Consider the following 24634-nt stretch of genomic DNA (forward strand, 5'->3'; position numbering starts at 1 on the left):
TAAAACCTCAAAAAAGTTTTCGCTGGTTAAGCCTTAGTATCTTTCCAACTCTGAAAAGAAATAGGATGCTTCTATCAATGCGTTTTCGTCAGAATCTGATCCATGAATGGCATTGGCTTCAATGGACTTTGCATAAAGTTTTCTAATAGTCCCTTCGGCAGCTTCTGCAGGATTTGTTGCTCCAATTAACTTTCTGAAGTCACTAACGGCATTGTCTTTTTCAAGCACGATAGCCACTATTGGTCCGGAAGACATATAATTAACCAAATCATTGAAAAAAGGTCTTTCCTTATGCACTGCATAAAATCCTCCCGCCTTCGCTGGAGATAATTTGGTAAGCTTCATCGCCTTAACGGCAAACCCCGCTTCTTCAATGATTTTCAAGATTGCCCCGCTGTTTCCTTCCGCAAACGCATCCGGTTTGATCATCGTAAAGGTTAATTTCCCTGCCATTTCTTATTGATACTTTTTAGGTTTTTTGAAATTCTGAGCAAAAGTAACACATTATCCTCTCGCCCCGGTCATTTTGTATTTATAGGTTTTATTGAGAGTTTTGCGGTCTAACTTAAGCCAGCGGGTTGATTTTCAATGCATAACATCCAGCTCTTAAAGGAGTTTCTGAGCTCCCGTAAAAAAATCGTTATTACGACACATGCAAGCCCGGATGCTGACGCACTCGGCTCATCACTAGGGTTATACCTGTTCCTGAAAAAGAATGGTCATGATGTCCAGGTAATTTCACCGACCGAGTATCCTGAGTTCTTGTTTTGGATGCCGGGGCATGATGATGTCATCGTAAATTGTCCAAATAGCTTTGATCATATTAAGGAGTTAATCAATGCTGCCGATCTGATCGCATGCCTGGACTTTTCAGGTTATAATCGAATCAAAAACCTGGGAGAGGTTGTTCAGAATGCCCCAGGAAAAAAATTATTGGTTGATCATCATCTGAATCCCGAAATCGATGCGGATTATGATGTTTGGGATCAAACAGCAGCAGCTACGGCCGAGCTCATTTATGACCTTATCGAAGCGCTTGACGGAAAAGATGATATAGATGTCGACATCGCGGAATGCATATATGCCGGGATCATGACTGACACCGGATCCTTTAAATTCCCGTCTACTTCATCGAAGATCCATAGAACTGTGGCGGAGCTCATCGATATAGGAGCCGATGTAAATAAAGTAAGCCGAAATATATACGACACGAATTCAATTAATCGTTTACGTTTTATTGGCTATGCCCTCGCTGAAAAATTAACAGTAGATGAGAATTACCCGGTAGCTTATTTTGTTATTAGTGCTGATGATCACATTCGCTTCAACCTAAAATCAGGTGACACTGAGGGACTTGTAAACTATGCCTTATCAATAAAAGGCATGAAGGTCTCAGCAATCATCATGGAACGAGATGGAGAGATCAAATTATCCTTTAGATCTGTGGGTGATTATGCGGTTAATAATTTTGCAGCCGAACATTTTGATGGTGGAGGACATAAAAATGCTTCCGGAGGTCATTCGGAGGATAGTCTGGAAAAAACCGTGGAAAAATTCAAAAGTCTGATCCCAACCATCAAGGAAAAGTAATTTTAAACGAAATTCTTCTTTAAGAATATGAATATCAAAAAACTCAGAGTACTATTTATCACCGCAGTTGTCGGAGTAATGACTCTGGAAAGTTGTAAGGATCTGGACGTCAGAACGCCCTTTGATAATAATGCCCAATTTGTCATGGACAGTACGGCAATGGCTGACTACATTACCAAAAAAGGATTAGATGCCTCCCTACTGGATACCACAGTGGATAATGTAATCTATGCTGTACTTGAAAAAGGGTCCGGAGACACATTGGAGTTTGATGATATTGTATCTTTTAATTACAAAATCATCAATACGGCCAACGACACTGTGTTGGGAACTAATATTCAGTCGGTGGCACTTGAGTACGATTTATATGACACTATAGAAGCTGTGAACCTGGCTCCTGTCAAATTCACTCTCGCGGGATCATCCTGGACTGTTCCACTACTTTTTGGTAACGGCGACCCTCGTGATGCCCCTTACCGACGTATTATTGCCAGGACCTTCCCAAACCTGCAAATAGGTGGGCATGTTATCATGATCTATCCTTCTTATAGCTATTTTGTCTCATCGGATGTCTCTGACCAGATTATTTCTACGGAGGTATTTGTAACCGGTGTTCGCAAGCACCTTGAATAGCACATGGTGAAAATCTGTTTTGCCACCCATAACCGGAATAAACTTTCCGAAATTCAGAAACTAGCGCCAGCGCAAATTCAACTGGTGAGCCTATCTGACCTTGAACTTCATGAGGAAATTCCTGAAACAGGATCAACGCTCGAGGAAAATTCAGCAATCAAAGCCCAATACGTATTTGACAAGCTTGGCATGCCCTGTTTCGCAGATGATACCGGTCTTGAGGTCGAAGCATTAAATGGAGCACCGGGCGTGTATTCCGCACGCTATGCCGGAGAACAAAAAAATGACCGGGATAATATTGCGCTCCTTTTGAAAAACCTTGATGGAAATGACAATAGAAAAGCCGCTTTTAAAACGGTCATTACCTATATCAATTCCGATGGTGAGAAGCAACAATTCACCGGGGAAGCCAAAGGTGTCATCATCACAGAACTAAAGGGTAATTGTGGCTTTGGGTATGACCCAATTTTTGTCCCTGAAAATCAGTCCTTGACTTTTGCTGAAATGAGCGCTCAAGAGAAGAATGCAATCTCTCACCGAGGCCGGGCATTCGATAAATTTATCAGCTATCTTTCATCCCTCTAAGATGAAAAGTCCATTGATTATTGGAATTACAGGCGGTAGTGGGTCCGGCAAAACACTATTTCTTCACAAGCTCGTTGAGGCACTGGGAGAAGAAAACGTGAGTGTCCTCTCGATGGATAATTATTACAAGCCTATCCATGAACAATCCAAAGACGAGAAAGGCATTGAGAACTTCGATTTACCGGAATCATTGGATCGACAACGTTTTTACGTGGACCTAAGCAAATTAAAGTCTGGGCAGGATATCACCATTAAGGAATACACTTTTAACAATAGCTCCAGAAACCCGAAAACAATTCATATAAAGTCTTGTCCGGTAATCGTTGTTGAAGGAATTTTCACCTTCTGCTTCGAGGAAATTCTAGAGTTATTGGGCCTGAAACTGTATGTGGAAGCACCTGAATATCTCATGCTTTCCAGAAGAATTGAAAGGGATGCCAAAGAAAGAGGTTACGATCTTTCAGATGTATTGTATCGCTTTCAGCATCATGTCACTCCCTCTTATAAGAAATACATCGAACCCTATAAATTAGAGGCAGATCTCATCATACCTAATCAAAATAACTTTGATTATGCCCTCGCAGTGGTGTCTTCATTTTTAAAGAAGCAGGTCGATCAATAATTTCAACCTATAAACTTTTCATTAGTAGGTATTTGACTACATTTGTCGCACTTTGAAAAAAGGCAACAACAACATATTGACCCTGGTTCAACGAATCACCCTCATTGTGGGAATACTGACCGGGCTGTACACCATGCAGCTGAGTATTTCGACAGATATCAATCTATCTGATCAGGTTGAAGTTCCTTCGGAGGATGAATCTTCGGATGAAGTGGTGATCAAATCCATTGATGCGATCAATTACTCCAGCCAGATCAATGTGGATCATGAGGTATTTCTAATTGAAGAAATCTCAGAATCTGAGGAAAGTATCGAGTCCTCTCACATTAAAGATCAGGTTGTTACCAAGTCACTCAAAGTTTTCAGAATTCTATTTCAGCGGATCATATCACCAAATGCACCCTGATTGAATGGAGTCCCTTTGACTCCTCTCTCTACCGGCCCTAAAAGGCTTCTTCACACCATCGTGTGAGTAACATTAAAACTTTACAAATTCAAATTATCAAATCATGAAAAACAAAGGATTTGTGGTCTCATTGACCATCATCATTTCCTTGCTGTGCATCTACTATTTGTCATTCACATTTGTAGCGCAATCAATCCAAAAGAAAGCAACAAAGGCCAACACTGATGTTGAAGGCAATATTAATTATGCGGAAAAACAGCGATACCTTGACTCCATCTGGGGTGAGCCGGTATATGACCTACTAGGGTTAGAGTATACTTACCAGGACGTAAAAGAAACCGAATTAAATCTCGGTCTTGACCTTCAGGGTGGTATGCACGTGACACTGGAAGTTTCGCCAGTTGACATCATTAAAAACCTAAGTGACAATAATACTGACCCGGCATTTGTAGCTGCGTTACAACAGGCTAAAGACAATGTGCGAGGCACACAGCTTAATTTTGTTGATGAATTCTACTCAGAATTTAAAAAAGCTGCTCCGGACAAAAACCTTGCAAGCATCTTCGCGACTGTTTCAAACAGAGACCGAGTAAGCCGAAACACTTCAGATGAAGAGGTATTGGAGATGATCAACACCGAAGTTGAAGGTGCTATTGATCGTTCATTTAACATTCTAAGAACAAGAATTGACCGATTTGGTACTTCTCAACCAAACATCCAGAGATTACAGGGTACTGGTAGAATTCAAATTGAATTGCCAGGGGTTGACAATCCTGAAAGGGTAAGAAAACTCTTACAAGGAGTGGCAAAACTGGAGTTCTGGGAAGTTTACAATATTGAAGAAGTCGCACCAGTTCTTCAGGCTGCTAACGAAGTATTGATGAAATCATCACAAACTGAAGCAGCGTTAGAAACATCCGAAGATCAGGGGACAGCGTCCTCATCTGATGACCTTTCAGATCTTTTGGGTGATGATGGCACTTCAGATAGTATGGAAGAGTCAGCGACCGCTGATCTTCTGGAAGAAGATTCACTGGTTCAGAGTAAGGAAGATTCTGTTTTCAACCAACAGGTGTCACCTCTTTTTGCACTACTTAGATCTCAATATGGTTTAATCTACGAAGTAAAGGATACTTCCAAAATCAACCGATTGTTGCAAAAACCTGAAGTACGGGCATTGATCCCATCTACCATGAAATTTTTGTGGGAAGTGAAGCCAATGAAAGCACAAAGTGGAAGCACTGCGGATTTGATTGAACTTCATGCAATCAAAACACCAAGAAGTGGAAAAGCTCCTTTAACAGGAGAAGTAATCACCGACGCAAGACAAGATCTTGATGAAAGAGCTCAACCAGCGGTATCCATGCAAATGAATGCTGCCGGAGCGAAAAAATGGAAGCAGTTGACTGCTTCCAACGTAGGACGTCGAATTGCTATTGTACTAGATGACTATGTGTACTCTGCACCAAATGTTCAGAGTGAAATTCCAAACGGACGTTCTTCTATTTCGGGTAATTTCACCTTCGAAGAGGCTGAAGATATGGCGAACATCCTTAAGGCAGGAGCACTTCCTGCACCTACCACTATTGTAGAGGATGTGGTTATCGGACCAACGCTTGGTAAAGCAGCTCAAAAACAAGGAGTCACTTCAATTGTGGCCGGATTGGCTATTGTTATCATTTTCATGGTTGTCTACTATGCAAAAGGTGGCCTCATCGCCAATGTCGCATTGTTCTTTAACGTATTCTTCATCCTGGGAATCCTGGCACAGTTGAGTGCCTCACTAACGCTTCCGGGTATTGCGGGTATCGTATTGACTATTGGTATGTCCATTGATGCAAACGTCCTGATATTCGAGAGGATCAAAGAAGAACTTCGCAGTGGTGCTGGATTGAAGGCTGCCATTTCAAGTGGATATAGCAAGGCCTACTGGTCTATTTTCGATGCAAACCTGACTACTTTCATTGTAGGTATGATCCTTTACATCTTCGGTCAGGGACCTATCAAAGGTTTCGCTATTACCCTTATGATCGGTATTGGCTCTTCCTTCTTTAGTGCGGTATTTATCACAAGAGTTATCGTTGAGGCATTCTCTAAAAAAGGAGATCATGCTAAAATCTCTTTTGCCAATGCATTTTCAAAGAATGCTTTGACCAACATCAACCTTGATTTTATCAGCAAAAGAAAGATGGCCTACATTTTTAGTAGTGCTTTCATTACTGCAGGTATCATAGCCATGCTCATCCAGGGACTAACCCTAGGTGTAGATTTTAAGGGTGGTCGTTCGTATGTCGTGAGCTTTGATGACAATATTGCGCCAACACAGGTAAAAACTTCACTTTCTCCCTATTTTGAAAATGAAGGTACGGAAGTAAAAACCTTTGGAGCCAATAACATCCTTAAAGTGACCACCAGTTACTTGATTGAAGACGAATCCGACGAAGCTGACGCTAAAGTTCAGGAGGCCTTGATCAAAGGTATTAGTGAGTCTCAATCGCTTCAGTATATTGATGGTGATGGTGAATTGACTGATGGCCAGTTTACGATTTCGAGCTCATCAAAAGTTGGTGCCACGATTGCAGATGACATCAAAAACTCATCTTATGAATCCGGAATCATTGCCCTAATCCTTATTTTCCTTTATATCGTTCTTAGGTTCAGAAAGTGGCAATTTGGATTGGGAGCGGTAATCGCCTTGTTCCACGATGCATTATTTGTAATCTCAGCATTTGCCATTGCTGGTTTACTAGGTGTCTCGTTCGAGGTTGATCAGGTATTTGTTGCTGCCATCCTGACCATCATTGGTTACTCTATCAACGATACCGTGGTTGTCTTCGATAGAATCAGGGAAACCCTTGCATTAAAAGGGACAGGCACCGAATTAAAAGGTATCTTCAATGAGTCTCTCAACAGTACCTTGAGCAGAACGCTTATCACCTCAATAACTACATTAATTGTTGTGATCATCCTCTTCCTGTTTGGAGGAGCGGTGTTGAAAGGGTTCTCGTTTGCCTTGTTAATAGGTATTCTTGTGGGTACTTATTCATCTGTCTTTATTGCCACTCCGGTAGTTCTGGAGTTTTACAAAAAACAGGCGCCGAAGAAGGACTAAAACCATTTAAAAATTGAAATTGAAGCCCTTCACAGTATGAAGGGCTTTTTTTATTCCTAAGAACACGAAAAACATAAAAGGAATTGATAGCTTAGAATTATTGTTAATTTTAAGTAACGTATGATCACCTGATCATGGAACCGGATAGTCCTACTAAATTTATCTACTACTTCATCTTCGTGCTCGCGGTGATGGGAGCGAGCTTCACTCTGGACTCCAAAATTCCTGGAGTATATGATAGTCATTCCTTCACCAACCAGAGCCATGGTGATTTTTATAAGACCAACAAAGAAGAAATTTCCTCGAAAAATTCACTGGCAAGTGTTGTTGACATCTCGGACCTACAATTCAAACCATTTACAAGATTAGATCCAGAGTTTAAAAGGCCTGATAGCACCTTAAGCGCTAATGGAAATCAGGAACTGAATGAAGAAACGCTGATGGCGGAAGTTGAATCTAAACCTGAATCCACTGTAGCAGAGATAAATGAGAAGCCGGCGAAATCCTCTGAGACACCTGCTCCGGTTTCTGATTATTTCACGGAGTTAAAGACAGCATATCAGGCCAGAATTCTGGATCAATTGGCCGAAGGAGATATTCGGCGCGACATTATCGTTCGATATTATACACGGGAAGCTGATGGCCGCAAAGTGTATAACCTGGAAAGTCTTGGATTTTACATTCATGAAAGACCTGTTCAGGGCCAGGCCGAGGATCAAAAATCGAATGCTATTTATTATGGAGATAATGTTACTCCTGAAGATCTGCAGCTAGTTGTATACACTTTAATTAATGATGGCATTCCCATCCAAAAGGTCGCTTTATCTAAATTTCATGACGGGTGGAAAGCTTCATCTATTGAAATCGGTATAGACATTTCTGCCTCTGAAGATCCTGTTTACACCCCGGATCGTATTAAAAATTTAGGACAGTAAAAACGAAAAGCTGAATCTCAATGATCCAGCTTCTGTTAATGGTCTATATCTCTCAATGTGGCTCAGCTACCGCAACCCACACACTCGATTTCACTATTCATGGGTCTGGTCCCAGTAAGCTTCATTTTCAAGTTGTGAATTTTGTCTTTCAACTCCATGTCTTCAAACATGTTGCCTGTAAGCTTAGCTTCCAGTTCTGCAATTTCTTTTTCGATTTCTTCCTTCATTGAGATTTAAGTATTTAACGGGTGATATTTAACAGTATGAAATTTATAAAAGTGCCTCAGTATCCAAAAATTTTTATTGCCAAATCTATTTAGGGTCTGACAAGATTACAATCGCCTTTTGTAAAGCCAGGTTATTCGGGTAGGTAATCAACTGCCCTTCCTCATTTTTAATAAGGATAGAAAAAAAATTCAGATCATAGATCAACCCCTCGACCGAGTTGTCGCCATCCATGATTCTTACTCTGGATCCAATTCTATAGGGAAAATAAAAGAACAGGATGATTGAGGCGGTGATATTACTTAAGATAGACCAGGCAGCGAAAAGAGCGATACCTGCAACAGTAAAAAACGTTACAAAATAGACTGAGAGGCCTTTAAAAGATATATCCCACACGAAGCCTGCAGGTATCAAATAAATGGCGAAAAATATAAAGTGGAGATACTTGATAGTATACTTCACCCTTGAGAGCGAAAAGTCTCTCTTCCGTCCATAGCGCTTCACATTTCTCGAAATCAACTTACGAGTAATGATGTACAATAGCCCTAGTACAACCGTGAAGAGAATATTCCCCATTTGATCCAATGTGTCCAGCCATTCTTCCATAGCTCAAATATAATTCTACCCGTCCTTCTCTCTCATGTTTTTTAAAAATACAATAGTTCCGTTCTTCACTACGTTTTTAATGAAAATAAGCCCCTAATATTATGGAACTAAAAAAGAACAAATCGGTCGACCTGGAACGCCGGAGTCCATTACATTTCTTTATTGGATTGGTGATTGCTATGTCATTGGTTCTGGTTGCTTTCGAATGGAAAAGTGAGATCGACCCCTTGGAAATCGGACCTCCTCTCGACCCTTACGAGGAACCTTACTACCCTCCGATCACCAAAATCAAGCCCCCTGAAGCACCCAAACCGGTCGAAAAACCGAAAATTGATATTCCTAAACCAAGCCCCACTCCTAATTTCACTGAGTCAGAAACACCAGAGCCCAAGGATACGAAGTCAGTAGATGTAGAGCCTGTTGATATCATTGGAGATCCCCCCATTTTCGCTGGACCACCAGTAGAAGAGCCTGATTTTTATGAAGGCATTGTCGAGTCCAAACCTGAGTTTTCCGGAGGAATGCCCGCTTTCTATGAATACATTGCCCAAAATCTGAAGTATCCGAGAAAAGCAATCAATCAGGACGTTCAAGGAAAAGTTTTTATCCGCTTTGTGATTGATACAACGGGAGCTATTACCAATATTGAAGTGGTGAAAGGGATAGGATTTGGTTGTGATGAAGCTGCAAAAGCGGTGCTTCAAAATGCACCTAAATTTAAACCTGCCAAACAAAGAGGCAGACCGGTACGCTTTCGACAAACTATACCCATCAATTTCAGATTGAATTAAATACAAAAGGCGCCCTTCGGGCGCCTTTATTTGTATTTGCTTTATCCAAAACCTTACAAAAACTGATTCAGTATGTTTTCGAAAAGCTCTTGCTTGCCACTGGTCTGCTTGGGTTCACCATTTTTTGCAGCCAGCCCAGCCAGATCCTGAAGTGTTAACTTACCATCCTCGAACGCTTTCCCATCTCCGGAATCAAATGAAGCATATCGCTCTGCTCTTAACGCTTTATATTTTGACTTGCTCAGAACTGCATCTGCTAACATCAAGGCTCTGGCAAAGACATCCATTCCACCAATATGGGCATGGAACAAATCGTCCAAATCTGTAGAGTTTCTTCTGGTTTTTGCATCGAAGTTGACACCTCCACCCTGAAGACCACCGTTCTCAAGGAAAATAAGCATAACCTCCGCCAGCTCATATACATTGTTAGGGAACTGGTCCGTATCCCATCCGTTTTGGTAATCCCCTCGGTTAGCATCCATACTGCCAAGCAGGCCTGCATTAGCCGCTACCTGCACTTCGTGCTGGAAGGTATGCTGTGCCAGGGTCGCATGATTTACTTCAAGATTCAGTTTGAAATCATCCATCAAACCATACTCTCTTAGGAAGCCAATCACTGTTGCCGAATCAAAGTCGTATTGATGTTTTGACGGCTCCATTGGCTTAGGCTCAATGAAGAAGTTCCCCTTGAAGCCCTGACTTCTTGCATAATCCTTTGCCGCATGAAGGAATCTTGCCAGGTGATCCAATTCTGCTTTCATGTTGGTATTAAGCAGGCTCATATATCCTTCTCTACCACCCCAGAAAACGTAATTCTCACCGCCTAATTTGATCGTGGCATCAAGCGCATTTTTCACCTGTCCACCAGCATAAGCAACCACATTAAAATCCGGGTTGGTAGCCGCTCCGTTCATATATCTTGGATGAGAGAATAGGTTAGCCGTACCCCAAAGTAGTTTCACGCCTGATGCAGCCTGCTTTTCCCTGGCATAGTCTGTAATTGCATCTAACCTACTACCAGACTCCGCCAAAGTATCTGCCTCATCTACCAAATCATAATCGTGAAAACAATAATATGGAATCCCCATTTTGGTAATGAATTCAAACGCAGCATCCATTTTGTCTTTTGCATTTTGAATAGCATCTGACGAAACCGCCCATGGAAATGCTTTCACTCCCGGACCAAATGGGTCTCCTCCTGTATTACACAGCGTGTGCCAGTATGCCACAGCAAATTTGAAGTGGTCTTTCATCGTTTTACCGGCCACTACTTTGTTTTCATCATAATATTTGAATGCAAACGGGTTATCTGACTCCTTGCCTTCAAACTGGATCTTCCCAATACCTTTGAAATACTCCTTTTCTCCTAATGTTACAGAACTCATGTTGTTTTATTTAATATGTCTTTAATTCAAAATTCCTTCAAGGTCTTGCTTCCACAGCGTATATGCTTTTTCATATTCAGCTTTCTCACTTTGCGGTTCATAGGTCTTAAGCACTTTGTCCCCAGACATGGCTTCCTTTAGACTGGAAAAATGCCCGACGGTAAAACCTACAGCCCTTGCCGCCCCAACTGCCCCTGTGGTTTCTACAACTTCAATGCTACCATCCATAAGCGTGGCAATGGTATTACTAAATATCTCTGACTGGAAGAGGTTATCATTTCCAACACGCATGGACCTGATATCCATACCCAAAGAGGTCATAATGTCAATACCGTAAGCAAAGGAGAATGCTATGCCTTCTAATGCTGCTCTGAATAAATGTTTTTTGGTGTGACGGTTAAATTGAAGACCCTGAATGTGTGACCCAATATCACGGTTGCCTAGAATTCGCTCCGCGCCATTACCAAATGGCAACATCCTCAATCCATCCGCTCCCACAGGCACACCAGACATCATTTTCTCCATATCGAAATAGGAGGTACCCTCTGTCGCTACCTGCTGATTGATCCAACGATACTGGATACCGGATCCATTGATACAAAGTAGCACTCCAACGTTCGGTGTTTCCGGCGTATAGTTGACGTGAGCAAAGCTGTTTACCCTATTCTGAGCATCAGAAACAGGTTTACTATTTACACCATACACTACCCCTGACGTACCACCGGTCCCAGCCACTTCCCCGGATGACAATACCCCAAGTGACATGGCATTATTTGGCTGATCTCCGGCCCGATATCCCACGGGAATCCCTTTTCTGATTCCAAGCTTTTCTGCCGCCGATGCACTTACCTCTCCCTGTACACTAAATGTTGGCTTCACTTCCGGGACCATGGACTCATCAAAGCCCATATAATCAAATAAAGATTTTGAAGGGGCATTGGTTTGGAAGTCCCAGATGATACCCTCTGACAAACCCGAGATGGTAGTATTAATCTCTCCGGTAAGCTTCATCGCAACATAGTCACCGGGAAGCATGAACCGATCAATCTGCTCATAAAGTGCAGGTTCGTTCTCCTTCACCCATTTTAGCTTGGAAGCTGTAAAATTCCCCGGAGAATTGAGCATGCTAGAAAAACACTGCTGATGCCCGATGCCATCAAAAGCTTTATTACCAATCTCCACCGCACGGCTATCACACCATATAATAGAGGGCCTCAGCACCTTTTGATTTTTATCAACAGTGACCAAACCATGCATTTGATAAGAAATGCCAATTCCTTCAATTTGTTTGGCGTCAATCCCGGCAGCTGCTACAGCTTTTTTACCCGCCTGTATGGCGTTTTCCCACCACATTTCCGGGTCTTGTTCAGCCCATCCCGGGTTTGGACTGTCAATATTCATTTCTGTTTCAGGGTAGTTCACCACTGCTACCGGACGGTTATTTGATCCATCAACTATGGCCGCTTTAATGCTGGAACTACCTATATCATATCCAAGAAAATACATATTCGGGTCAATTTGAAATCAAATATAATAAGTTATAGTCATATTGACTATATGTTTAAAAATATTTTTAACTTTAGCTTCGTAAGCGAATTGGAGAAATTAAGAATATGAGCATTCCTCAAAACATAATGGAAGACCTGTCAATTGACTGTGTGATCTTTGGATTTACGGACGAGCTAAAGGTTCTATTAGTTGAGCATGCCGAAGGTATTAGCAAAGGTCGATGGGCATTGCCCGGAGGATGGATCACTTATGATGAATCACTCGATGAGGCTGCCTATAGAATACTCTACTTGCTCACAGGGGTAGAGAATAACTTCCTTGAACAACTTCAGGCTTTCGGTGCTGTGAATCGTTTCCCCACGAAACGGGTGGTAACCGTAGCATATTATTCGATGATCCGTGCTGGGGATGTCGACATCGTAGCAGGATACACCGCCTCCGATGCGAATTGGTTTTCCATCCGGGAAATACCTGAACTCCCCTACGACCATCAGAAAATTTTGGATTATGCATTGACCCAATTAAGAGGCAAGGTCAAGCAAGAGCCTATTGGATTTAACCTGCTACCTGAAAAGTTTACACTACTTCAGCTTCAAAACCTCTACGAATCCATCTTGCAGATTAAGCTGGACAAACCTAACTTCAGAAGGAAAATCCTCGGAATGAAATTATTGGTGGATTGTGAAGAAAAGCAGGATGGCGTTTCTCACCGTGCAGCCAAGCTTTACCGGTTTGATGAAGAAGTGTATCAATCTCTTAAAGAACACAAGTTTGTGCTAGACTTATAATCAGGTTACACGGCTATCGTGATTTTGCCGCATCTTCACTTTGCCTCCTTGAGTTCCTTGGGTGAAATACCTGATACTCTTCATTGATTTTGATCAAATACATCGATTTATTGATCAGTTCTATGCTGAGCTTTTTAGCATCACCAATCCCTTTCAGAACAAGTTCCTCTCTAGATGGGTCGATCTTATAGAAGCGGGTCATAGATTGCCCACTTTCACGTGTTACATCCTCATAATATTGATCTTTAGCCGGATCAAACCCGAAGGTCCCACCCAGAATCTTTTGACGATTCAAATATTCAGCGAAGCGTAATTCATAATCAGTTTTGCGAATGGTATAGCGGTTAAGATCTCCTGCCAAATGATCCCCCATCATCGTCTCGAAAACGAGTTCCATGTTTTTCTTACTATCCTCTTCCTTTTCGATATTTGTTGCATCCAGTATGACCACTTTAAAGGCCTCAATAATCTGGTTGGTGATATCAGATGCACTGTCCATGGATGTTGGAATAGGAATGAGCAAAACACTTTGTGGTGTAACCGTCTGACCATTTAGTTGCTTGGTGATCAACTGATCATTCTTTACAGTTGGCAGGCTAATTAGCTTTCCTTCGACAATCAGTCCCAAATTCATTTCGGTAGGCTGTACGTAAATAGAATAGGGATCTAAATCGGAAAAACTGAAAATACGATGAACACGACGTTTGCCGTTGATTTTTAATGGATTTTCAGCAGAAGAAGTTCTGAAATGTGCCTTTTGGGTTTCCTCGTCAAAAGAGAAACGATTCACCCACCAGGTACCGTCATCCTTATTCATGTAACTATAGGTTAGTGCCTCTTCGAGAAATTCAAGACTTTTTAATACCGTGGAATCTTCAATTTGAGCGTAAATCGGTCTTAACGATAAAAGCGTGGCGGCAATAACAAAAATTAATCGCATTGATGGTGGTTTTTATCAAACCAAAAGTTACCTCAATTGAGATTGCCAGTCAACTGCTTGAAGGAAAAGCTTAACAGGTCATCTAACTTTTAACAAATTTCCAAGATCAGATGGGCATAAAGCGATTAAACTACTGGCTATTTTACCTGTTTTTGCGACTACGCTCAAAAAATTATTAATGACCATCTGTGTCTTTGACACAACACCTGAAGTGAATAGTATTTCAATGCTAGATCAGCATGCCCTTCATCTTCGCAGATATAAGCAATATATCAGAGGGGCCATTCTGCTCATTAAGTAATATGACGGACTGGTAACGACATTTCCTTTCCAGGGATATCCTTCATTCATTTGCTTGACCAAAAGAACGAAGCAAGAAAAAGGCACCACGAAAAAAGCCCTTTTCTCCCTCAAAGAACCACCCAACCAGGCCTCAAAAAGGCCACGCTTTTCGTGGACACTCAGCCGCACATCCTCTTTTTTAATAACTAAGATTATTCTACTTCTGAAGATTGAATATTAGATATATTAAATGATTAGTGGATTTGGCGTTGAAGGTCGTACTGAATACTGATTCCATAATCGAAATGACCCAAAACACCTTAAAATGAAAAAACCCAGACCGAAAAGTCTGGGTTTTGTATGTGGGCCCTACTGGATTCGAACCAGTGACCCCCTGCTTGTAAGGCAGGTGCTCTGAACCAACTGAGCTAAGAGCCCCTCAAATGGGAGTGCAAATCTAGTATAGTTGAAGACTATTGCAAACGCGGTTTGAAAAAAAATCAAAAAAATTTAACTGATCGCCACAGACAGGTAATCATTGAAAGGTTTGATCAATTTATATAGACTCAAACTGGCCTCCACAATGAATTCTGACCTCAATTCTACAGGACTCAGATCATGAACCACAATGAAACTTTTGCGTCTTAGCAGCTCAATATTTGGATGATCTTTCGGGTAGCCTTTGGGAGCGGTTTTCAGCCCCTCTCCCTGAATCCCTCCGAAAGCTTTTTTGAAATCAGGTTGCTCAACAATTCTTTTTAATTCCTCCGGGTTATAATCAATCTCTTGTCGGATTTTTTTCAGAGGATCCGCCTCAGGCATGTAAACTCCCCCAGCCACAAAAGCCCTACCCGGCTCCAAATGAAAATAGTATAGTGGGTTACCAGATTTTCTCCCCCCTTCGGCCATGGCTGCACCATAATTGGTTTTATAAGGATCCTTGTTCTTACTGAAACGAACATCTCTATTCACCCGGAAAATGCACTTCTTCGGTTCCAACCCCTGTAGGCCTTGATCAAACTGTGTAATTCCTCCCAACAGATGAGCCACGAGTTCCTCAAATTGCCCTTTGGTTTCCTGATACCATTTATTATTGGCATCCATCCATTCCTTATTATTGTTGGATTGTAACTCGGTAAGAAAAGCGGTAATATTTTTAATATCCATGGCTAGGCAATTAGATCTACAATAGTTTCCAGTTTCATGCTTCTTGAAGCTTTGATAAGCACCGTTTCTCCATTAAATGACATATTGTTCAGAGCGGATTTCAACGCTTCCAGAGATTCAAACCATAAACTGTCCTTGCAGGTTTCATGAGCAGCTTTTATTTCAGGCCCCATAAAAATCACCTTATCAAACTCTTGTTGGGAAATGTATGCACCCAGTTCCCCATGTTTTTCAGCCGAATTTTCCACTTCTTTCATGTCAGCCAACACCACCGCTTTAGGACCGGGCATATTCTTAAGGTTATCAATAGCGGCCTTCATCGAGCTTGGGTTGGCGTTATACGCATCCAAAATGATTGTTGTATTACCTTTTTGAAGAATCTGCGACCTTTGGTTTTCAGGTCGGTATTCGGCAATAGCCTGGGCAATCAAATCGTCCGACACTCCAAATTCCCTTCCCACGGCAACAGCAGATGCAATGTTTCCAAAATTATAAGCCCCTATTAGCTGAGTCTGGACAGTTGTTCCGTTCATTTCAAACTCTACAAAAGGCGTGGCTCCTAACAGCTTGACATCTTCTCCAGGGAATAATATTGGTTGCTCAAACCGCTTGGCCATGTTTTGAAGTCGATGATCCAATACATTGATGAAAGGTTTGCCTCCGGTGCCTCTTAGATAATCAAACAATTCACTTTTCCCCCTAAGGACTCCATCTATCCCACCAAATGTTTCCGTGTGCGCTTCTCCAATATTGGTAATGAGCCCATAATGCGGCTGGGCAATCTTACATAAATCAGCAATCTCACCTACATGATTGGCCCCCATCTCAATAATCGCTACTTCTACTTGTGGATGTATGTGAAGAACTGTGATCGGCACGCCAAGGTGATTATTTAAATTCCCTCGGGTGGCATGAACAATGAATTTCTTATCTAATACCCTTGACACCAGTTCCTTGGTTGTCGTTTTCCCATTTGATCCGGTTATTCCAAGTACTCTTCTTTTGAACCTACTCCGGTGAAAAACAGCTAACTGCTGCAGGGCTTCCATACCCGAATAGGGGGCCAGAATAATTCTAGGATCAATTGCAACTTCCTTTTCATCGACCACTGCATAAGCAGCCCCTTTCTCCAATGCCTGGGCGGCATATTTGTTACCATTAAAGTTGGGGCCCTTCAGCGCAAAAAAGAGATTTCCGGGTTCCACCGTTCTTGTGTCTATGGAAACACCGTCGCTTTGTAGAAATTTGGAATAGAGAAACTCAATAAAATTGTCCATCATTACAGCAAATATATCTGAACGATTTTCATGAAAGGAAAAACAAGCTATCTACTACTTCAATCTATTGGATCGGCTCAGGATTTTGCCTTCACCAGTCCACTGGTCAACCTTTTTCACGAAGAGCTCACAGGTCACGAGCATTTAATGATGGATAACTTTTCGGATGCTACCCTGGTCGAATACGCTAAAAAATTTGTAGACAAGTCAGATCAGGTCACCATCATATGTGAGCAGGTAATTGCCGATCAATTAGGGTCGTGGCTTCCGGTGCTCAATTATGCGATCAAAAAAGATCATGTTTCGCTTATCGGCATAGGATCATCAAAACTAACCGCACCCTTCATGAAAATGAAAAAAGGTCTGATTTTCGAAAATGAAGCTGAACTCAGAGAATATCTGGCTAATCCGGATCGATGGTAAAATCATCAGAATCCTTTTGGAAAGGAAATCGGCTACGGAACTTATTCAATGCATTGGCAGACAAAGTGAAAGATAAAATCTCCTCCTCTTCGGAATAGCTCAGCGTTTCTCCCAGATAAGTATAAGCTCCCGAATGCCCAGTGTATACCGCATCAAAGCCATCAACACCTGTTCTATTCGTTCCAATGCTAAAGCAGTTGTTTTCAATAGCTCGTGCTTTCAGTAATGCATCCCACGATTTGATGCGCTGTTTGGGCCAGTTCGCCACATACAGAACCACATCATATTCATAAGCGCTCTCAGGTGATTTTCTACTTCTGCTCCACACCGGAAATCGAAGATCATAACATATCAATGGAAGGATCTTCCACCCATTCACCGCTATCAGGGTCCGGCTTTTTCCTGGAGAATACTCTTTTTCCTCACCCATCAGACTGAATAAATGTCTTTTGTCATATTGCTGATGGGAGCCATCAGGCTTCATGGCCAGCAGTCTATTGTAGAAATGACCCCGGTCATTTACAATATAGCTACCTATAACTACCGCTCCTGTCTGTGCAGCCATTTGCGCCATCCAACGATGTGTCTTGCCATTGGGGATTTCCGCAAAAGGAGATGGATTCATGGTAAACCCGGTGGTAAACATTTCTGGCAGGAGGATCAGGTGCTGCTTCCCTTCAATTTGCCAAATCTTCTCCTCGAACATGGAGAGATTGGCATCAATATTTTCCCAATAAAGATCGGATTGTATTATCGTGACCGACAGATCCGTCATCACCTTTTGGAAGGAACCTTAACCCTGTAATCTGCTTTGGCCTTCCCTTTACTGATATCTGATAATTTCTTTTTCAACAGTCGCTTTTTAAAAGGAGAGAGGTAATCTGTAAAAAGCACACCCTCTACGTGATCATACTCATGCTGAATGATTCGCGCCTTGATATCATCGAATTCCTCTACGTGCTCGTTCCAATCAGCATCGTAGTATTTGATTTTCACCGTTTCCGGTCTGGTAACATCCTCTCTGATCCCCGGGATACTTAAACATCCTTCTTCAAAGGCCCATTCCTCACCATCTTCCTCAAGTATTTCAGGGTTAATAAAGGCTTCAACAAGGGGTTTCACCTCCTCCTCTTCGTCATGCATCGGTGTGCTATCCACAATGAAAAGCCTAAGTGCCTTCCCAATTTGGGGTGCGGCCAGCCCGACCCCACTAGCGGCATGCATGGTCTCAAACATGTCCGCTACTAATTCCTTAATGTCAGATCCTATCGGGATATCCTGTGTTTCCTTTCTCAAAACCGGGTCCCCAAATAGCACAATAGGATATATCATAAACGTGTTTCCAAATAAGATTGTAAAATGATGGTAGCGCTCACCTTGTCAATGTTTCCCTTCTCTCTTCGGTCCTTCTTTTTCATACCTGAAGCAATCATGGAGTCTAATGCCATCTTAGAGGTAAAGCGTTCGTCGTGCAAAATTAGTTTCTTCTCGGGAAATAGTTTTTTGAATCTGTTGACCGCCGCTTGCACGATGGGGGTAGCGTTGGTGTCAGAACCGTCAGTATTTTTTGGCATGCCAAATACCACCTCTGAAACATCCTCCTTCGAAAAATAATCTTTGAGGAAATCCATCAATGTATGGGAGGGAACAGTGGTCAGAGCGGACGCAATAATTACCAAAGGATCAGTGACGGCTATCCCGGTGCGTTTTGCTCCATAGTCTATTGCTAGTACTCTGGGCATTAATTAAGCTGGCTGATTTTTTGAATTTTTTCTTTTACCGAAAGTTCAAGCTGAAGTGCTTTAGGGAATAGAATTTTATTCTCTATTTGAGCGTGATACATCATTTCCCTGTCAAACGCCCTGATCTCTTTGGCTATGACCTGCCAGTGCAAATCGGTATCATGATAGGTTTCAATTAAATCTCTGATACCCGCCAACTCATCTTCTTCCAGGTGTTCCTGATGCATCGACTCAAGCGATAGCTTTCGAGCCTCCCAGAGGGCACCGGCCGGGTTCTTCATCATTCCTCGATCAATCTTTACCAATTGATGGATGTACCCAAATACAGTATCCTCCTCCTCATAAATGTGATGGATAAATTCCTCCACAAATTCCGGAAAAATCAGTTTCAAATCGTCTTTTCCTTTCAAATGACGAATCAGCTCAGCCACATACGGTAGCTTTTCTTTGATAAAAGTGTGGTGCGTATGTCTGAGATACTGAATGATGATTGGCAGAGAAAACTTATTCAGTTCTGAAAATGACAGTCTTTGATTTTGATCAAAGAGATAAAAGCTTTTGAGTACTTGCTCTTTTACCAGGCCCATTTCCTCACATAGCTCTCCAAGTCTTCTATGAGGATGCAGATAAAACTCTATCCCCAAATGGCTCAAGGCCCGGGCATAAATAAAGTTTTCATCAACTATTGAATGTATGGTCTGATTAAAAACTCTCATCGAACTTTAAAGATAGAATATTGAACAGACTTAATAAGTATGAAATTAAACGATTTGCATGCAAATGGCGTTAACCTAATTTCCGCTTTAGTAATTTTAAGTTTGTGGAAATTAAAAGTTGAATTGTGGAGCAACCGAAAAACTCGAAAAGCGCCGTCCGTCTACCTATATATATTGCAGTTGCCATTTGTCTGGGCATTTTTATCGGAGCCAATATGGCAGGTAGTTCAACACCTGTAATTAGCAATTTACACCAGAGTATCAGCAAGTTTCGACAGGTCATGGCCTACATAGAAAATGACTATGTCGATGAAACGAATATTGACAACCTTGTCGAAACAGCGATTACACAAACTTTGGCTGACCTGGATCCGCACACGGTTTATATTCCGGCAGAAGAGCTGGAATTGAACAAATCTCAACTTGAAGGAAATTTTGAAGGAATCGGGATTGAATTCAACATCTTCCATGACACCATCAATGTTGTCACTCCACTCAGCGGAGGGCCATCAGAACGCCTGGGCTTAAGACCCGGAGACAAAATCATTACTGTTGATACTGAAAATGTCGCAGGGGTAGGCATAACCAATCGCGATGTAATTAATCTTTTGCGAGGCCCGAAAGGATCTGAAGTTAAGGTCCAAATAAAAAGACGAGGTGAATCAGAACTACTTGACTTCACCATAATTCGTGATGTGATCCCTCAGTATTCTGTGGATGTTTATTACATGATTGACGACGAGACCGGATATATCAAGATCAATAGGTTCTCGGCTACCACCTACATGGAATTCAAAGAGGCGCTGAACAACCTACAAAAATCGGGAATGTCTCAAATGATCCTCGATTTAACCGGAAACCCGGGAGGCTATATGAACCCGGCGGTCAAGCTGGCTGATGAACTACTTGGCGGACAGCAAATGATCGTTTACACCAAAGGGAAAGAAAGCCGACACAACACCCAATACTTCTCAGAAATAAAAGGGGACTTTGAAGAGGGACCTATTATTGTTCTTGTGGACGAAGGCTCTGCTTCCGCCTCAGAAATTGTGTCGGGAGCTCTTCAGGATCACGACAGGGCCCTGATTGTAGGTCGCAGGAGCTATGGAAAAGGCCTTGTGCAAATGCCCATTGAACTTAATGATGGATCAGCGATGAGGTTGACCATTTCCAGATACTATACCCCAAGTGGTCGCTGCATTCAAAAGCCATACACCAATGGCCTGACAGACTATCACAAGGAATACTATGAAAGGTTTACAAGTGGGGAAGTCTATACCCAGGACAGCATCAAAGTCAATGACTCCCTGGTCTATCGCACCGACAATGGTCGTCAGGTTTACGGAGGTGGGGGAATCATTCCCGATTACTTTGTTCCTCTGGACACCACGAATAACAGCAGGTATCTGACCAAATTGATCAATAGCAATACGATCCAGGAATTTGCTCTGAACTATTATGAAAACAATAAATCCCGGTTAGAAAAAATGGATTTCGAGACATTCAGAAATGAATTTGTTATTTCTGAAGCCATCGCTAGTGAATTGATCAAAAGAGCAAAATTGAATGGAGTTGCTTATGTAGATAAGGATTACAAAAAGTCCGGAGCCCTCATCAAAAATTACCTCAAAGCCTTTATTGCCCGTAGCGTATGGAATAACAAGGGCTTCTTCCCGATTCTGAATGAACACGATGAAATTATTCAAAAAGCACTGACGCTCATGAATGAAGCAGAAGCCCTTGCCAGGAATTAAGGTATTTTAATATCAATCGCTTTGGTATAAGCCGCTTCATAATATTTAACCAGGTTATCCCAGTCAAATAAAACAGCTGACGCTTCGGTGCGATTCCTTAAGTCAATTCTTTGTCTCCTATTGAGACGAATATAGTTGTACATGCGGTTAGCCATCTGACCTGCCGCCTCATCGAAGGATTTCTTATTCCTCTTGACGATGTAAATACCTCGTTTATCATGATCCGGCACCTGATCACTCACATAGTCTCCAAAGCCAGCCAGGTCACTAGTGACAGTAGGTACACCGCTCGCAATACACTCAAGTGGCGTATAGCCCCACGGTTCATAGTAACTAGGAAAAACACCTAAATGACATCCCCTCACAAACTGACCATAATCCATGCTGAAGAGCGGGTTGGTGTAGTTGATAAAATCCGGATGATAAACCACCTTAACTCGATCATTTTCATGATTCACCAAATTGGATGATCGTAGAAAATTCAAAATCTCATCAGTAGAGTCATCATGAAGGTTGTGAGTGACGATTGGAGGAAGTGCCCCCGATTTCCATGACTGGAGAGTTCGTCTATATCTTAGTTTCCAGTAGTCATCAACAAATTCCTTCAGTTCCGGCAGCCTGTTATCATTCCTGTTCATAGACTCAAACAGTAACCGGTTTCCAATCTGATTTTTTATAGCGTCAATGGTGCTTCTAAACTCTTCAAGAAGTGCTCTGGAATGAAGTATGTTAGGGTTGATCCCATGAAAAGGTCTCTTGGTAATAAAGAACATCACCACTGTAACGTCCGACTTCTCCGTTTGGAGGCGATGGTTCAGCCTGGCCAGGGCTTCCAGTGTCAGGTCATATCCCTTGTTGAGATACTCATATCTACCAGAAGTAAAGAAATAAAGTGTCTTATCCAGATCGAAAGTGTAGCTAGAGAAAAAGTGCGACATCGTAAACGAGTGAATACGCTTTTTACATTCCAAATGCATGTTCTGGAACTCATGCAACACTTCAAATCTTTGATTATTGATACCGTTCGGAAGAATGTAGTCAGGGTTTCTCCCAAGCAATTGACGACATTCTGCCGCAGTCACATCACTAACGGTCGTAAATACATGGGCTCCATGAGCTGCGGCCCGTTCCAAACCTGCATTTGTTTGAATATTGAAATGTTCCGCCTCTTGCTGCCAGTCCAGAAATGGAAGATGATCATAGAAAAGGGGATCATTCATCGCAAGGTAACGTCCCAGCAAAGTGGCATGTGTGGTAAAAATCGTTCTCACATTTACGCCTGTCCTTCTAAGTTCCGGAAGACCTGAAGCCGACATCCACTCATGAAAATGAGCGATCACCTTTTTCGAATCTCCGGCTTCAAGAGAAAGCTGTGTCAGATAGATCCTTACCATCTCGCCAAAAGCAAGAACATCATTCAATAAGAAATCATCTGATGGGCTGGAAATACCATGATGCTCCCATAGTTCATACTTGATTTCACCTATACGAGGCATTACCGTTCCAAGCTCAAAGAGAATCACTTTCGGTCTACCTGAAATCAACCACTCACCATAATGGACACCATACCCCATTTCGCGCATCCTCTTTACCGTTCTGCCAAAGGCATCATCCAGCTTTTCAATAGGCTCAAATTCGCTGGCTACATTATGTGGCATGTAGGGGCCTAGTAAACAATAATTTGGTCCCCATTTTTTTACCACTGTGGGCACTTTGGAGCGGATAACAGTATAAATACCTCCGACCTGATTCAGCACTTCCCATGCAGTTTCTACCAGGAGAGTCCTTTTTATTTGACCTTTTAATAAGCGTTTAGGGGATTCCGACATATTGTAATTTTTATATCATTTTGGGTTGGTCTGTATTTTAAACAAAAAATCGCATTTAACATTAGCCTGGATAAATTTCTACAACGATTAATAAAACGAAAGAGAATTTTCCTATTTCTTGCTTTAAAACACTTAAAACATACATTCTCTAACAATTTGCCAACAGTTGTCCCGTTTTATTGTTGAGGTATTAAATGAATCGATCAAAATTATCTCCAGTTAATTGCCTTTGTGTATCTTAACCGCTCAATATGCTGGCAACAATTACTTAAAAGTTGATAAAATCATTCTTTTAAGTAATTTCGTTTAATACCATGAAGGGTAAAAAACAGGTGCCTGCCCATCATTTACACACCGTGAGATAAATTTTTAGTACTAAAATTATGGAAAACAAGGAGGCGTACATTGAATTTTTGAACACGTGGAATGACGCCATGTGGTATGCATTTTTGGCAGCGTTAGCTGTTGCTGCTTTGATCTTCATCATTTATAAGATCAGGTATATGTCAGCTGGAGGTTACAAGGAGAAATTTGAGTTTGCCAGCGAAAAGGAAATCAAAGCGTATCTGCTCGTTAACTATGCCATTGCCGCGGGCATCTTCTTTATTGCGAATAGCGCAAAACCTCAAATAGTAGAAATTAGCTACATCTGGTTTATCATTCGCGTTTTTATATCTATGTGTCTTGGAACGCTCCATGCCTATGTGGCCTTCCTGATCTTTAAATACTACTATCCCGGACCATTAGATAAAAAACTGAAAAAGCTTCGATATAAACCCAGAATCAATCCGGCAACCGGAAATGAGATGAAGCTATTAAGTGAAGCGGAAGAAGATGCTTATCTGGATGAAGGGATGCAGGCGGAGGAAGATGCCTTCTCTGTTGATTATGATGTGTGGATTGATGAGGCAACCGGAGACACTAAAATCGAAAAGTATAAAGGCCATTTGAGCGCTCTGGAGTGCGACCGATGTGGTTTCCAGACATTGAAACTGGAAAAAGAAGAAATTATTACCCCTGCGACTGAAGACACCGCCGGAGAAATTCAAAAAGAATATAAGTGTAGCTACTGCGGTCGAATTAAGCGCAAGACCATGAAGCTTACCACCAAATTGGAAAAAGAGGATATCCTTGCTGCTCTTAGTAAGGGCAGGCTTGCCGGAGATAATCAAATTGAATTGATTAGAATCGAGATTCAATCCATGGATGGTGAGACGAAATCTTTCGAATTTCAAAATCGAGATGAAGCGAAGAAATTCCTTGAGGAATTCGATTTCTCAAAACTTCGGCAAACAAGCTACTAGTGAGAAAATTTTG

25 protein-coding genes and 1 tRNA gene are annotated in these 24634 nt (G+C 41.8%); 12 read left to right on the plus strand and 14 right to left on the minus strand.

Going from position 1 to position 24634, the window contains the following annotated elements:
* Nucleotides 1–33: 33 nt before the first annotated feature.
* Nucleotides 34–453 (minus strand): nucleoside-diphosphate kinase, encoded by a 420-nt coding sequence (locus NXR94_RS00585; protein WP_258102608.1) that lies wholly within the window; start codon nucleotides 451–453, stop codon nucleotides 34–36.
* 135 nt (nucleotides 454–588) lie between these two features.
* On the opposite strand from NXR94_RS00585, the gene NXR94_RS00590 reads away from it, so the two are divergent.
* The 7 genes from NXR94_RS00590 (at nucleotide 589) to NXR94_RS00620 (ending at nucleotide 7883) form a co-directional block, all read left to right on the plus strand.
* Nucleotides 589–1590, plus strand: coding sequence for a bifunctional oligoribonuclease/PAP phosphatase NrnA (locus tag NXR94_RS00590; RefSeq protein ID WP_258102609.1), 1002 nt, complete (start codon nucleotides 589–591; stop codon nucleotides 1588–1590).
* A gap of 27 nt (nucleotides 1591–1617) precedes the next feature.
* On the plus strand, nucleotides 1618–2223 hold the full coding sequence (locus tag NXR94_RS00595) for a hypothetical protein (protein ID WP_258102610.1): 606 nt from the start codon (nucleotides 1618–1620) through the stop codon (nucleotides 2221–2223).
* 3 nt (nucleotides 2224–2226) lie between these two features.
* Nucleotides 2227–2808: an RdgB/HAM1 family non-canonical purine NTP pyrophosphatase gene (gene rdgB / locus NXR94_RS00600; protein ID WP_308706252.1), complete on the plus strand. Its 582-nt coding sequence runs from the start codon at nucleotides 2227–2229 to the stop codon at nucleotides 2806–2808.
* Between the two features lies 1 nt (nucleotide 2809).
* Nucleotides 2810–3430, plus strand: coding sequence for a uridine kinase (udk, locus tag NXR94_RS00605; protein ID WP_258102611.1), 621 nt, complete (start codon nucleotides 2810–2812; stop codon nucleotides 3428–3430).
* A 52-nt stretch (nucleotides 3431–3482) separates the two neighbouring features.
* The gene (locus NXR94_RS00610; protein ID WP_258102612.1) at nucleotides 3483–3836 is read left to right on the plus strand and encodes a hypothetical protein; all 354 of its coding nucleotides are present in this window, start codon (nucleotides 3483–3485) and stop codon (nucleotides 3834–3836) included.
* A gap of 103 nt (nucleotides 3837–3939) precedes the next feature.
* Nucleotides 3940–6948, plus strand: coding sequence for a protein translocase subunit SecDF (gene secDF / locus NXR94_RS00615; protein WP_258102613.1), 3009 nt, complete (start codon nucleotides 3940–3942; stop codon nucleotides 6946–6948).
* 134 nt (nucleotides 6949–7082) lie between these two features.
* The gene (locus tag NXR94_RS00620) at nucleotides 7083–7883 is read left to right on the plus strand and encodes a hypothetical protein (RefSeq protein WP_258102614.1); all 801 of its coding nucleotides are present in this window, start codon (nucleotides 7083–7085) and stop codon (nucleotides 7881–7883) included.
* Between the two features lie 62 nt (nucleotides 7884–7945).
* On the opposite strand, the gene NXR94_RS00625 is transcribed toward NXR94_RS00620, so the two are convergent.
* Both NXR94_RS00625 and NXR94_RS00630 read right to left on the minus strand, forming a co-directional pair.
* Complete coding sequence (locus NXR94_RS00625) at nucleotides 7946–8110, minus strand: hypothetical protein (protein WP_258102615.1); 165 nt, start codon at nucleotides 8108–8110, stop codon at nucleotides 7946–7948.
* Between the two features lie 85 nt (nucleotides 8111–8195).
* On the minus strand, nucleotides 8196–8714 hold the full coding sequence (locus NXR94_RS00630) for a mechanosensitive ion channel family protein (protein WP_258102616.1): 519 nt from the start codon (nucleotides 8712–8714) through the stop codon (nucleotides 8196–8198).
* Nucleotides 8715–8815: 101 nt separating this feature from the next.
* Between NXR94_RS00630 and NXR94_RS00635 the strand changes: the two genes are divergently transcribed.
* Nucleotides 8816–9505 carry an energy transducer TonB gene (locus tag NXR94_RS00635; protein WP_258102617.1) on the plus strand — a complete coding sequence of 230 codons (690 nt, stop codon included), beginning with the start codon at nucleotides 8816–8818 and terminating at the stop codon, nucleotides 9503–9505.
* 53 nt (nucleotides 9506–9558) lie between these two features.
* Here the strand turns inward: NXR94_RS00635 and xylA are convergent, their stop codons facing one another.
* Together xylA and NXR94_RS00645 are read right to left on the minus strand one after the other, a co-directional pair.
* A complete protein-coding gene (xylA, locus tag NXR94_RS00640; RefSeq protein WP_258102618.1) occupies nucleotides 9559–10890 on the minus strand; it encodes a xylose isomerase in 1332 nt (443 codons plus the stop codon).
* A gap of 21 nt (nucleotides 10891–10911) precedes the next feature.
* Complete coding sequence (locus NXR94_RS00645) at nucleotides 10912–12396, minus strand: xylulokinase (RefSeq protein WP_258102619.1); 1485 nt, start codon at nucleotides 12394–12396, stop codon at nucleotides 10912–10914.
* Between the two features lie 128 nt (nucleotides 12397–12524).
* Between NXR94_RS00645 and NXR94_RS00650 the strand changes: the two genes are divergently transcribed.
* Complete coding sequence (locus tag NXR94_RS00650; protein ID WP_258102620.1) at nucleotides 12525–13187, plus strand: NUDIX hydrolase; 663 nt, start codon at nucleotides 12525–12527, stop codon at nucleotides 13185–13187.
* A gap of 13 nt (nucleotides 13188–13200) precedes the next feature.
* On the opposite strand, the gene NXR94_RS00655 is transcribed toward NXR94_RS00650, so the two are convergent.
* From NXR94_RS00655 to murF, 4 genes are all read right to left on the minus strand, one after another.
* A complete protein-coding gene (locus NXR94_RS00655; RefSeq protein WP_258102621.1) occupies nucleotides 13201–14127 on the minus strand; it encodes a hypothetical protein in 927 nt (308 codons plus the stop codon).
* A 645-nt stretch (nucleotides 14128–14772) separates the two neighbouring features.
* Nucleotides 14773–14847 (minus strand) — tRNA-Val (locus NXR94_RS00660).
* Between the two features lie 72 nt (nucleotides 14848–14919).
* Nucleotides 14920–15576 carry a DUF2461 domain-containing protein gene (locus tag NXR94_RS00665; protein ID WP_258102622.1) on the minus strand — a complete coding sequence of 219 codons (657 nt, stop codon included), beginning with the start codon at nucleotides 15574–15576 and terminating at the stop codon, nucleotides 14920–14922.
* Nucleotides 15577–15578: 2 nt separating this feature from the next.
* Nucleotides 15579–16856: a UDP-N-acetylmuramoyl-tripeptide--D-alanyl-D-alanine ligase gene (murF, locus tag NXR94_RS00670; protein WP_258102623.1), complete on the minus strand. Its 1278-nt coding sequence runs from the start codon at nucleotides 16854–16856 to the stop codon at nucleotides 15579–15581.
* A 27-nt stretch (nucleotides 16857–16883) separates the two neighbouring features.
* Between murF and NXR94_RS00675 the strand changes: the two genes are divergently transcribed.
* Nucleotides 16884–17276, plus strand: a complete 393-nt coding sequence (locus NXR94_RS00675; RefSeq protein WP_258102624.1) for a hypothetical protein — start codon at nucleotides 16884–16886, stop codon at nucleotides 17274–17276.
* On the opposite strand, the gene NXR94_RS00680 is transcribed toward NXR94_RS00675, so the two are convergent.
* The 4 genes from NXR94_RS00680 to NXR94_RS00695 are packed head-to-tail and all read right to left on the minus strand — an operon-like array spanning nucleotide 17257 to nucleotide 19734.
* On the minus strand, nucleotides 17257–18051 hold the full coding sequence (locus NXR94_RS00680) for a nitrilase family protein (RefSeq protein ID WP_258102625.1): 795 nt from the start codon (nucleotides 18049–18051) through the stop codon (nucleotides 17257–17259). The genes NXR94_RS00675 and NXR94_RS00680 overlap by 20 nt on opposite strands.
* The gene (gene def, locus NXR94_RS00685) at nucleotides 18051–18608 is read right to left on the minus strand and encodes a peptide deformylase (RefSeq protein WP_258102626.1); all 558 of its coding nucleotides are present in this window, start codon (nucleotides 18606–18608) and stop codon (nucleotides 18051–18053) included. The genes NXR94_RS00680 and def overlap by 1 nt, the downstream gene beginning before the upstream one ends.
* Nucleotides 18605–19018: a Holliday junction resolvase RuvX gene (ruvX, locus tag NXR94_RS00690; protein WP_258102627.1), complete on the minus strand. Its 414-nt coding sequence runs from the start codon at nucleotides 19016–19018 to the stop codon at nucleotides 18605–18607. The genes def and ruvX overlap by 4 nt, the downstream gene beginning before the upstream one ends.
* Nucleotides 19018–19734, minus strand: a complete 717-nt coding sequence (locus tag NXR94_RS00695) for an iron-sulfur cluster repair di-iron protein (protein ID WP_258102628.1) — start codon at nucleotides 19732–19734, stop codon at nucleotides 19018–19020. Before NXR94_RS00695 ends, ruvX begins: the two co-directional genes overlap by 1 nt.
* A gap of 125 nt (nucleotides 19735–19859) precedes the next feature.
* Here NXR94_RS00695 and NXR94_RS00700 point away from each other — a divergent pair, with 125 nt between their 5' ends.
* On the plus strand, nucleotides 19860–21488 hold the full coding sequence (locus NXR94_RS00700; protein ID WP_258102629.1) for a S41 family peptidase: 1629 nt from the start codon (nucleotides 19860–19862) through the stop codon (nucleotides 21486–21488).
* On the opposite strand, the gene NXR94_RS00705 is transcribed toward NXR94_RS00700, so the two are convergent.
* A complete protein-coding gene (locus NXR94_RS00705) occupies nucleotides 21485–23317 on the minus strand; it encodes a glycosyltransferase (protein ID WP_258102630.1) in 1833 nt (610 codons plus the stop codon). The two genes, NXR94_RS00700 and NXR94_RS00705, sit on opposite strands and share 4 nt — an antisense overlap.
* Nucleotides 23318–23700: 383 nt before the next feature.
* On the opposite strand from NXR94_RS00705, the gene NXR94_RS00710 reads away from it, so the two are divergent.
* Entirely contained in the window at nucleotides 23701–24621 is a 921-nt protein-coding gene (locus NXR94_RS00710; RefSeq protein WP_258102631.1) for a hypothetical protein, read from the plus strand.
* Nucleotides 24622–24634 lie beyond the last annotated feature (13 nt).

Origin of the sequence: Marinoscillum sp. MHG1-6 (assembly GCF_024714475.1) — a bacterium.
In the GTDB taxonomy this organism is placed as follows: Bacteria; Bacteroidota; Bacteroidia; order Cytophagales; family Cyclobacteriaceae; genus JAMZMI01.

What these genes read in the sequence shown, in the direction of transcription:
- rdgB (WP_308706252.1), top strand. Translation starts at nt 2,227, where the DNA reads ATGGTGAAAATCTGTTTTGCCACCCATAACCGGAATAAACTTTCCGAA.
- NXR94_RS00695 (WP_258102628.1), bottom strand. Translation starts at nt 19,734, where the DNA reads ATGAGAGTTTTTAATCAGACCATACATTCAATAGTTGATGAAAACTTT.
- NXR94_RS00635 (WP_258102617.1), top strand. Translation starts at nt 8,816, where the DNA reads ATGGAACTAAAAAAGAACAAATCGGTCGACCTGGAACGCCGGAGTCCA.
- NXR94_RS00585 (WP_258102608.1), bottom strand. Translation starts at nt 453, where the DNA reads ATGGCAGGGAAATTAACCTTTACGATGATCAAACCGGATGCGTTTGCG.
- NXR94_RS00630 (WP_258102616.1), bottom strand. Translation starts at nt 8,714, where the DNA reads ATGGAAGAATGGCTGGACACATTGGATCAAATGGGGAATATTCTCTTC.
- NXR94_RS00625 (WP_258102615.1), bottom strand. Translation starts at nt 8,110, where the DNA reads ATGAAGGAAGAAATCGAAAAAGAAATTGCAGAACTGGAAGCTAAGCTT.
- NXR94_RS00705 (WP_258102630.1), bottom strand. Translation starts at nt 23,317, where the DNA reads ATGTCGGAATCCCCTAAACGCTTATTAAAAGGTCAAATAAAAAGGACT.
- NXR94_RS00595 (WP_258102610.1), top strand. Translation starts at nt 1,618, where the DNA reads ATGAATATCAAAAAACTCAGAGTACTATTTATCACCGCAGTTGTCGGA.
- NXR94_RS00650 (WP_258102620.1), top strand. Translation starts at nt 12,525, where the DNA reads ATGGAAGACCTGTCAATTGACTGTGTGATCTTTGGATTTACGGACGAG.
- xylA (WP_258102618.1), bottom strand. Translation starts at nt 10,890, where the DNA reads ATGAGTTCTGTAACATTAGGAGAAAAGGAGTATTTCAAAGGTATTGGG.
- NXR94_RS00665 (WP_258102622.1), bottom strand. Translation starts at nt 15,576, where the DNA reads ATGGATATTAAAAATATTACCGCTTTTCTTACCGAGTTACAATCCAAC.
- NXR94_RS00655 (WP_258102621.1), bottom strand. Translation starts at nt 14,127, where the DNA reads ATGCGATTAATTTTTGTTATTGCCGCCACGCTTTTATCGTTAAGACCG.
- murF (WP_258102623.1), bottom strand. Translation starts at nt 16,856, where the DNA reads ATGATGGACAATTTTATTGAGTTTCTCTATTCCAAATTTCTACAAAGC.
- NXR94_RS00710 (WP_258102631.1), top strand. Translation starts at nt 23,701, where the DNA reads ATGGAAAACAAGGAGGCGTACATTGAATTTTTGAACACGTGGAATGAC.
- NXR94_RS00645 (WP_258102619.1), bottom strand. Translation starts at nt 12,396, where the DNA reads ATGTATTTTCTTGGATATGATATAGGTAGTTCCAGCATTAAAGCGGCC.
- udk (WP_258102611.1), top strand. Translation starts at nt 2,810, where the DNA reads ATGAAAAGTCCATTGATTATTGGAATTACAGGCGGTAGTGGGTCCGGC.
- NXR94_RS00590 (WP_258102609.1), top strand. Translation starts at nt 589, where the DNA reads ATGCATAACATCCAGCTCTTAAAGGAGTTTCTGAGCTCCCGTAAAAAA.
- def (WP_258102626.1), bottom strand. Translation starts at nt 18,608, where the DNA reads ATGATATATCCTATTGTGCTATTTGGGGACCCGGTTTTGAGAAAGGAA.
- ruvX (WP_258102627.1), bottom strand. Translation starts at nt 19,018, where the DNA reads ATGCCCAGAGTACTAGCAATAGACTATGGAGCAAAACGCACCGGGATA.
- NXR94_RS00620 (WP_258102614.1), top strand. Translation starts at nt 7,083, where the DNA reads ATGGAACCGGATAGTCCTACTAAATTTATCTACTACTTCATCTTCGTG.
- secDF (WP_258102613.1), top strand. Translation starts at nt 3,940, where the DNA reads ATGAAAAACAAAGGATTTGTGGTCTCATTGACCATCATCATTTCCTTG.
- NXR94_RS00675 (WP_258102624.1), top strand. Translation starts at nt 16,884, where the DNA reads ATGAAAGGAAAAACAAGCTATCTACTACTTCAATCTATTGGATCGGCT.
- NXR94_RS00680 (WP_258102625.1), bottom strand. Translation starts at nt 18,051, where the DNA reads ATGACGGATCTGTCGGTCACGATAATACAATCCGATCTTTATTGGGAA.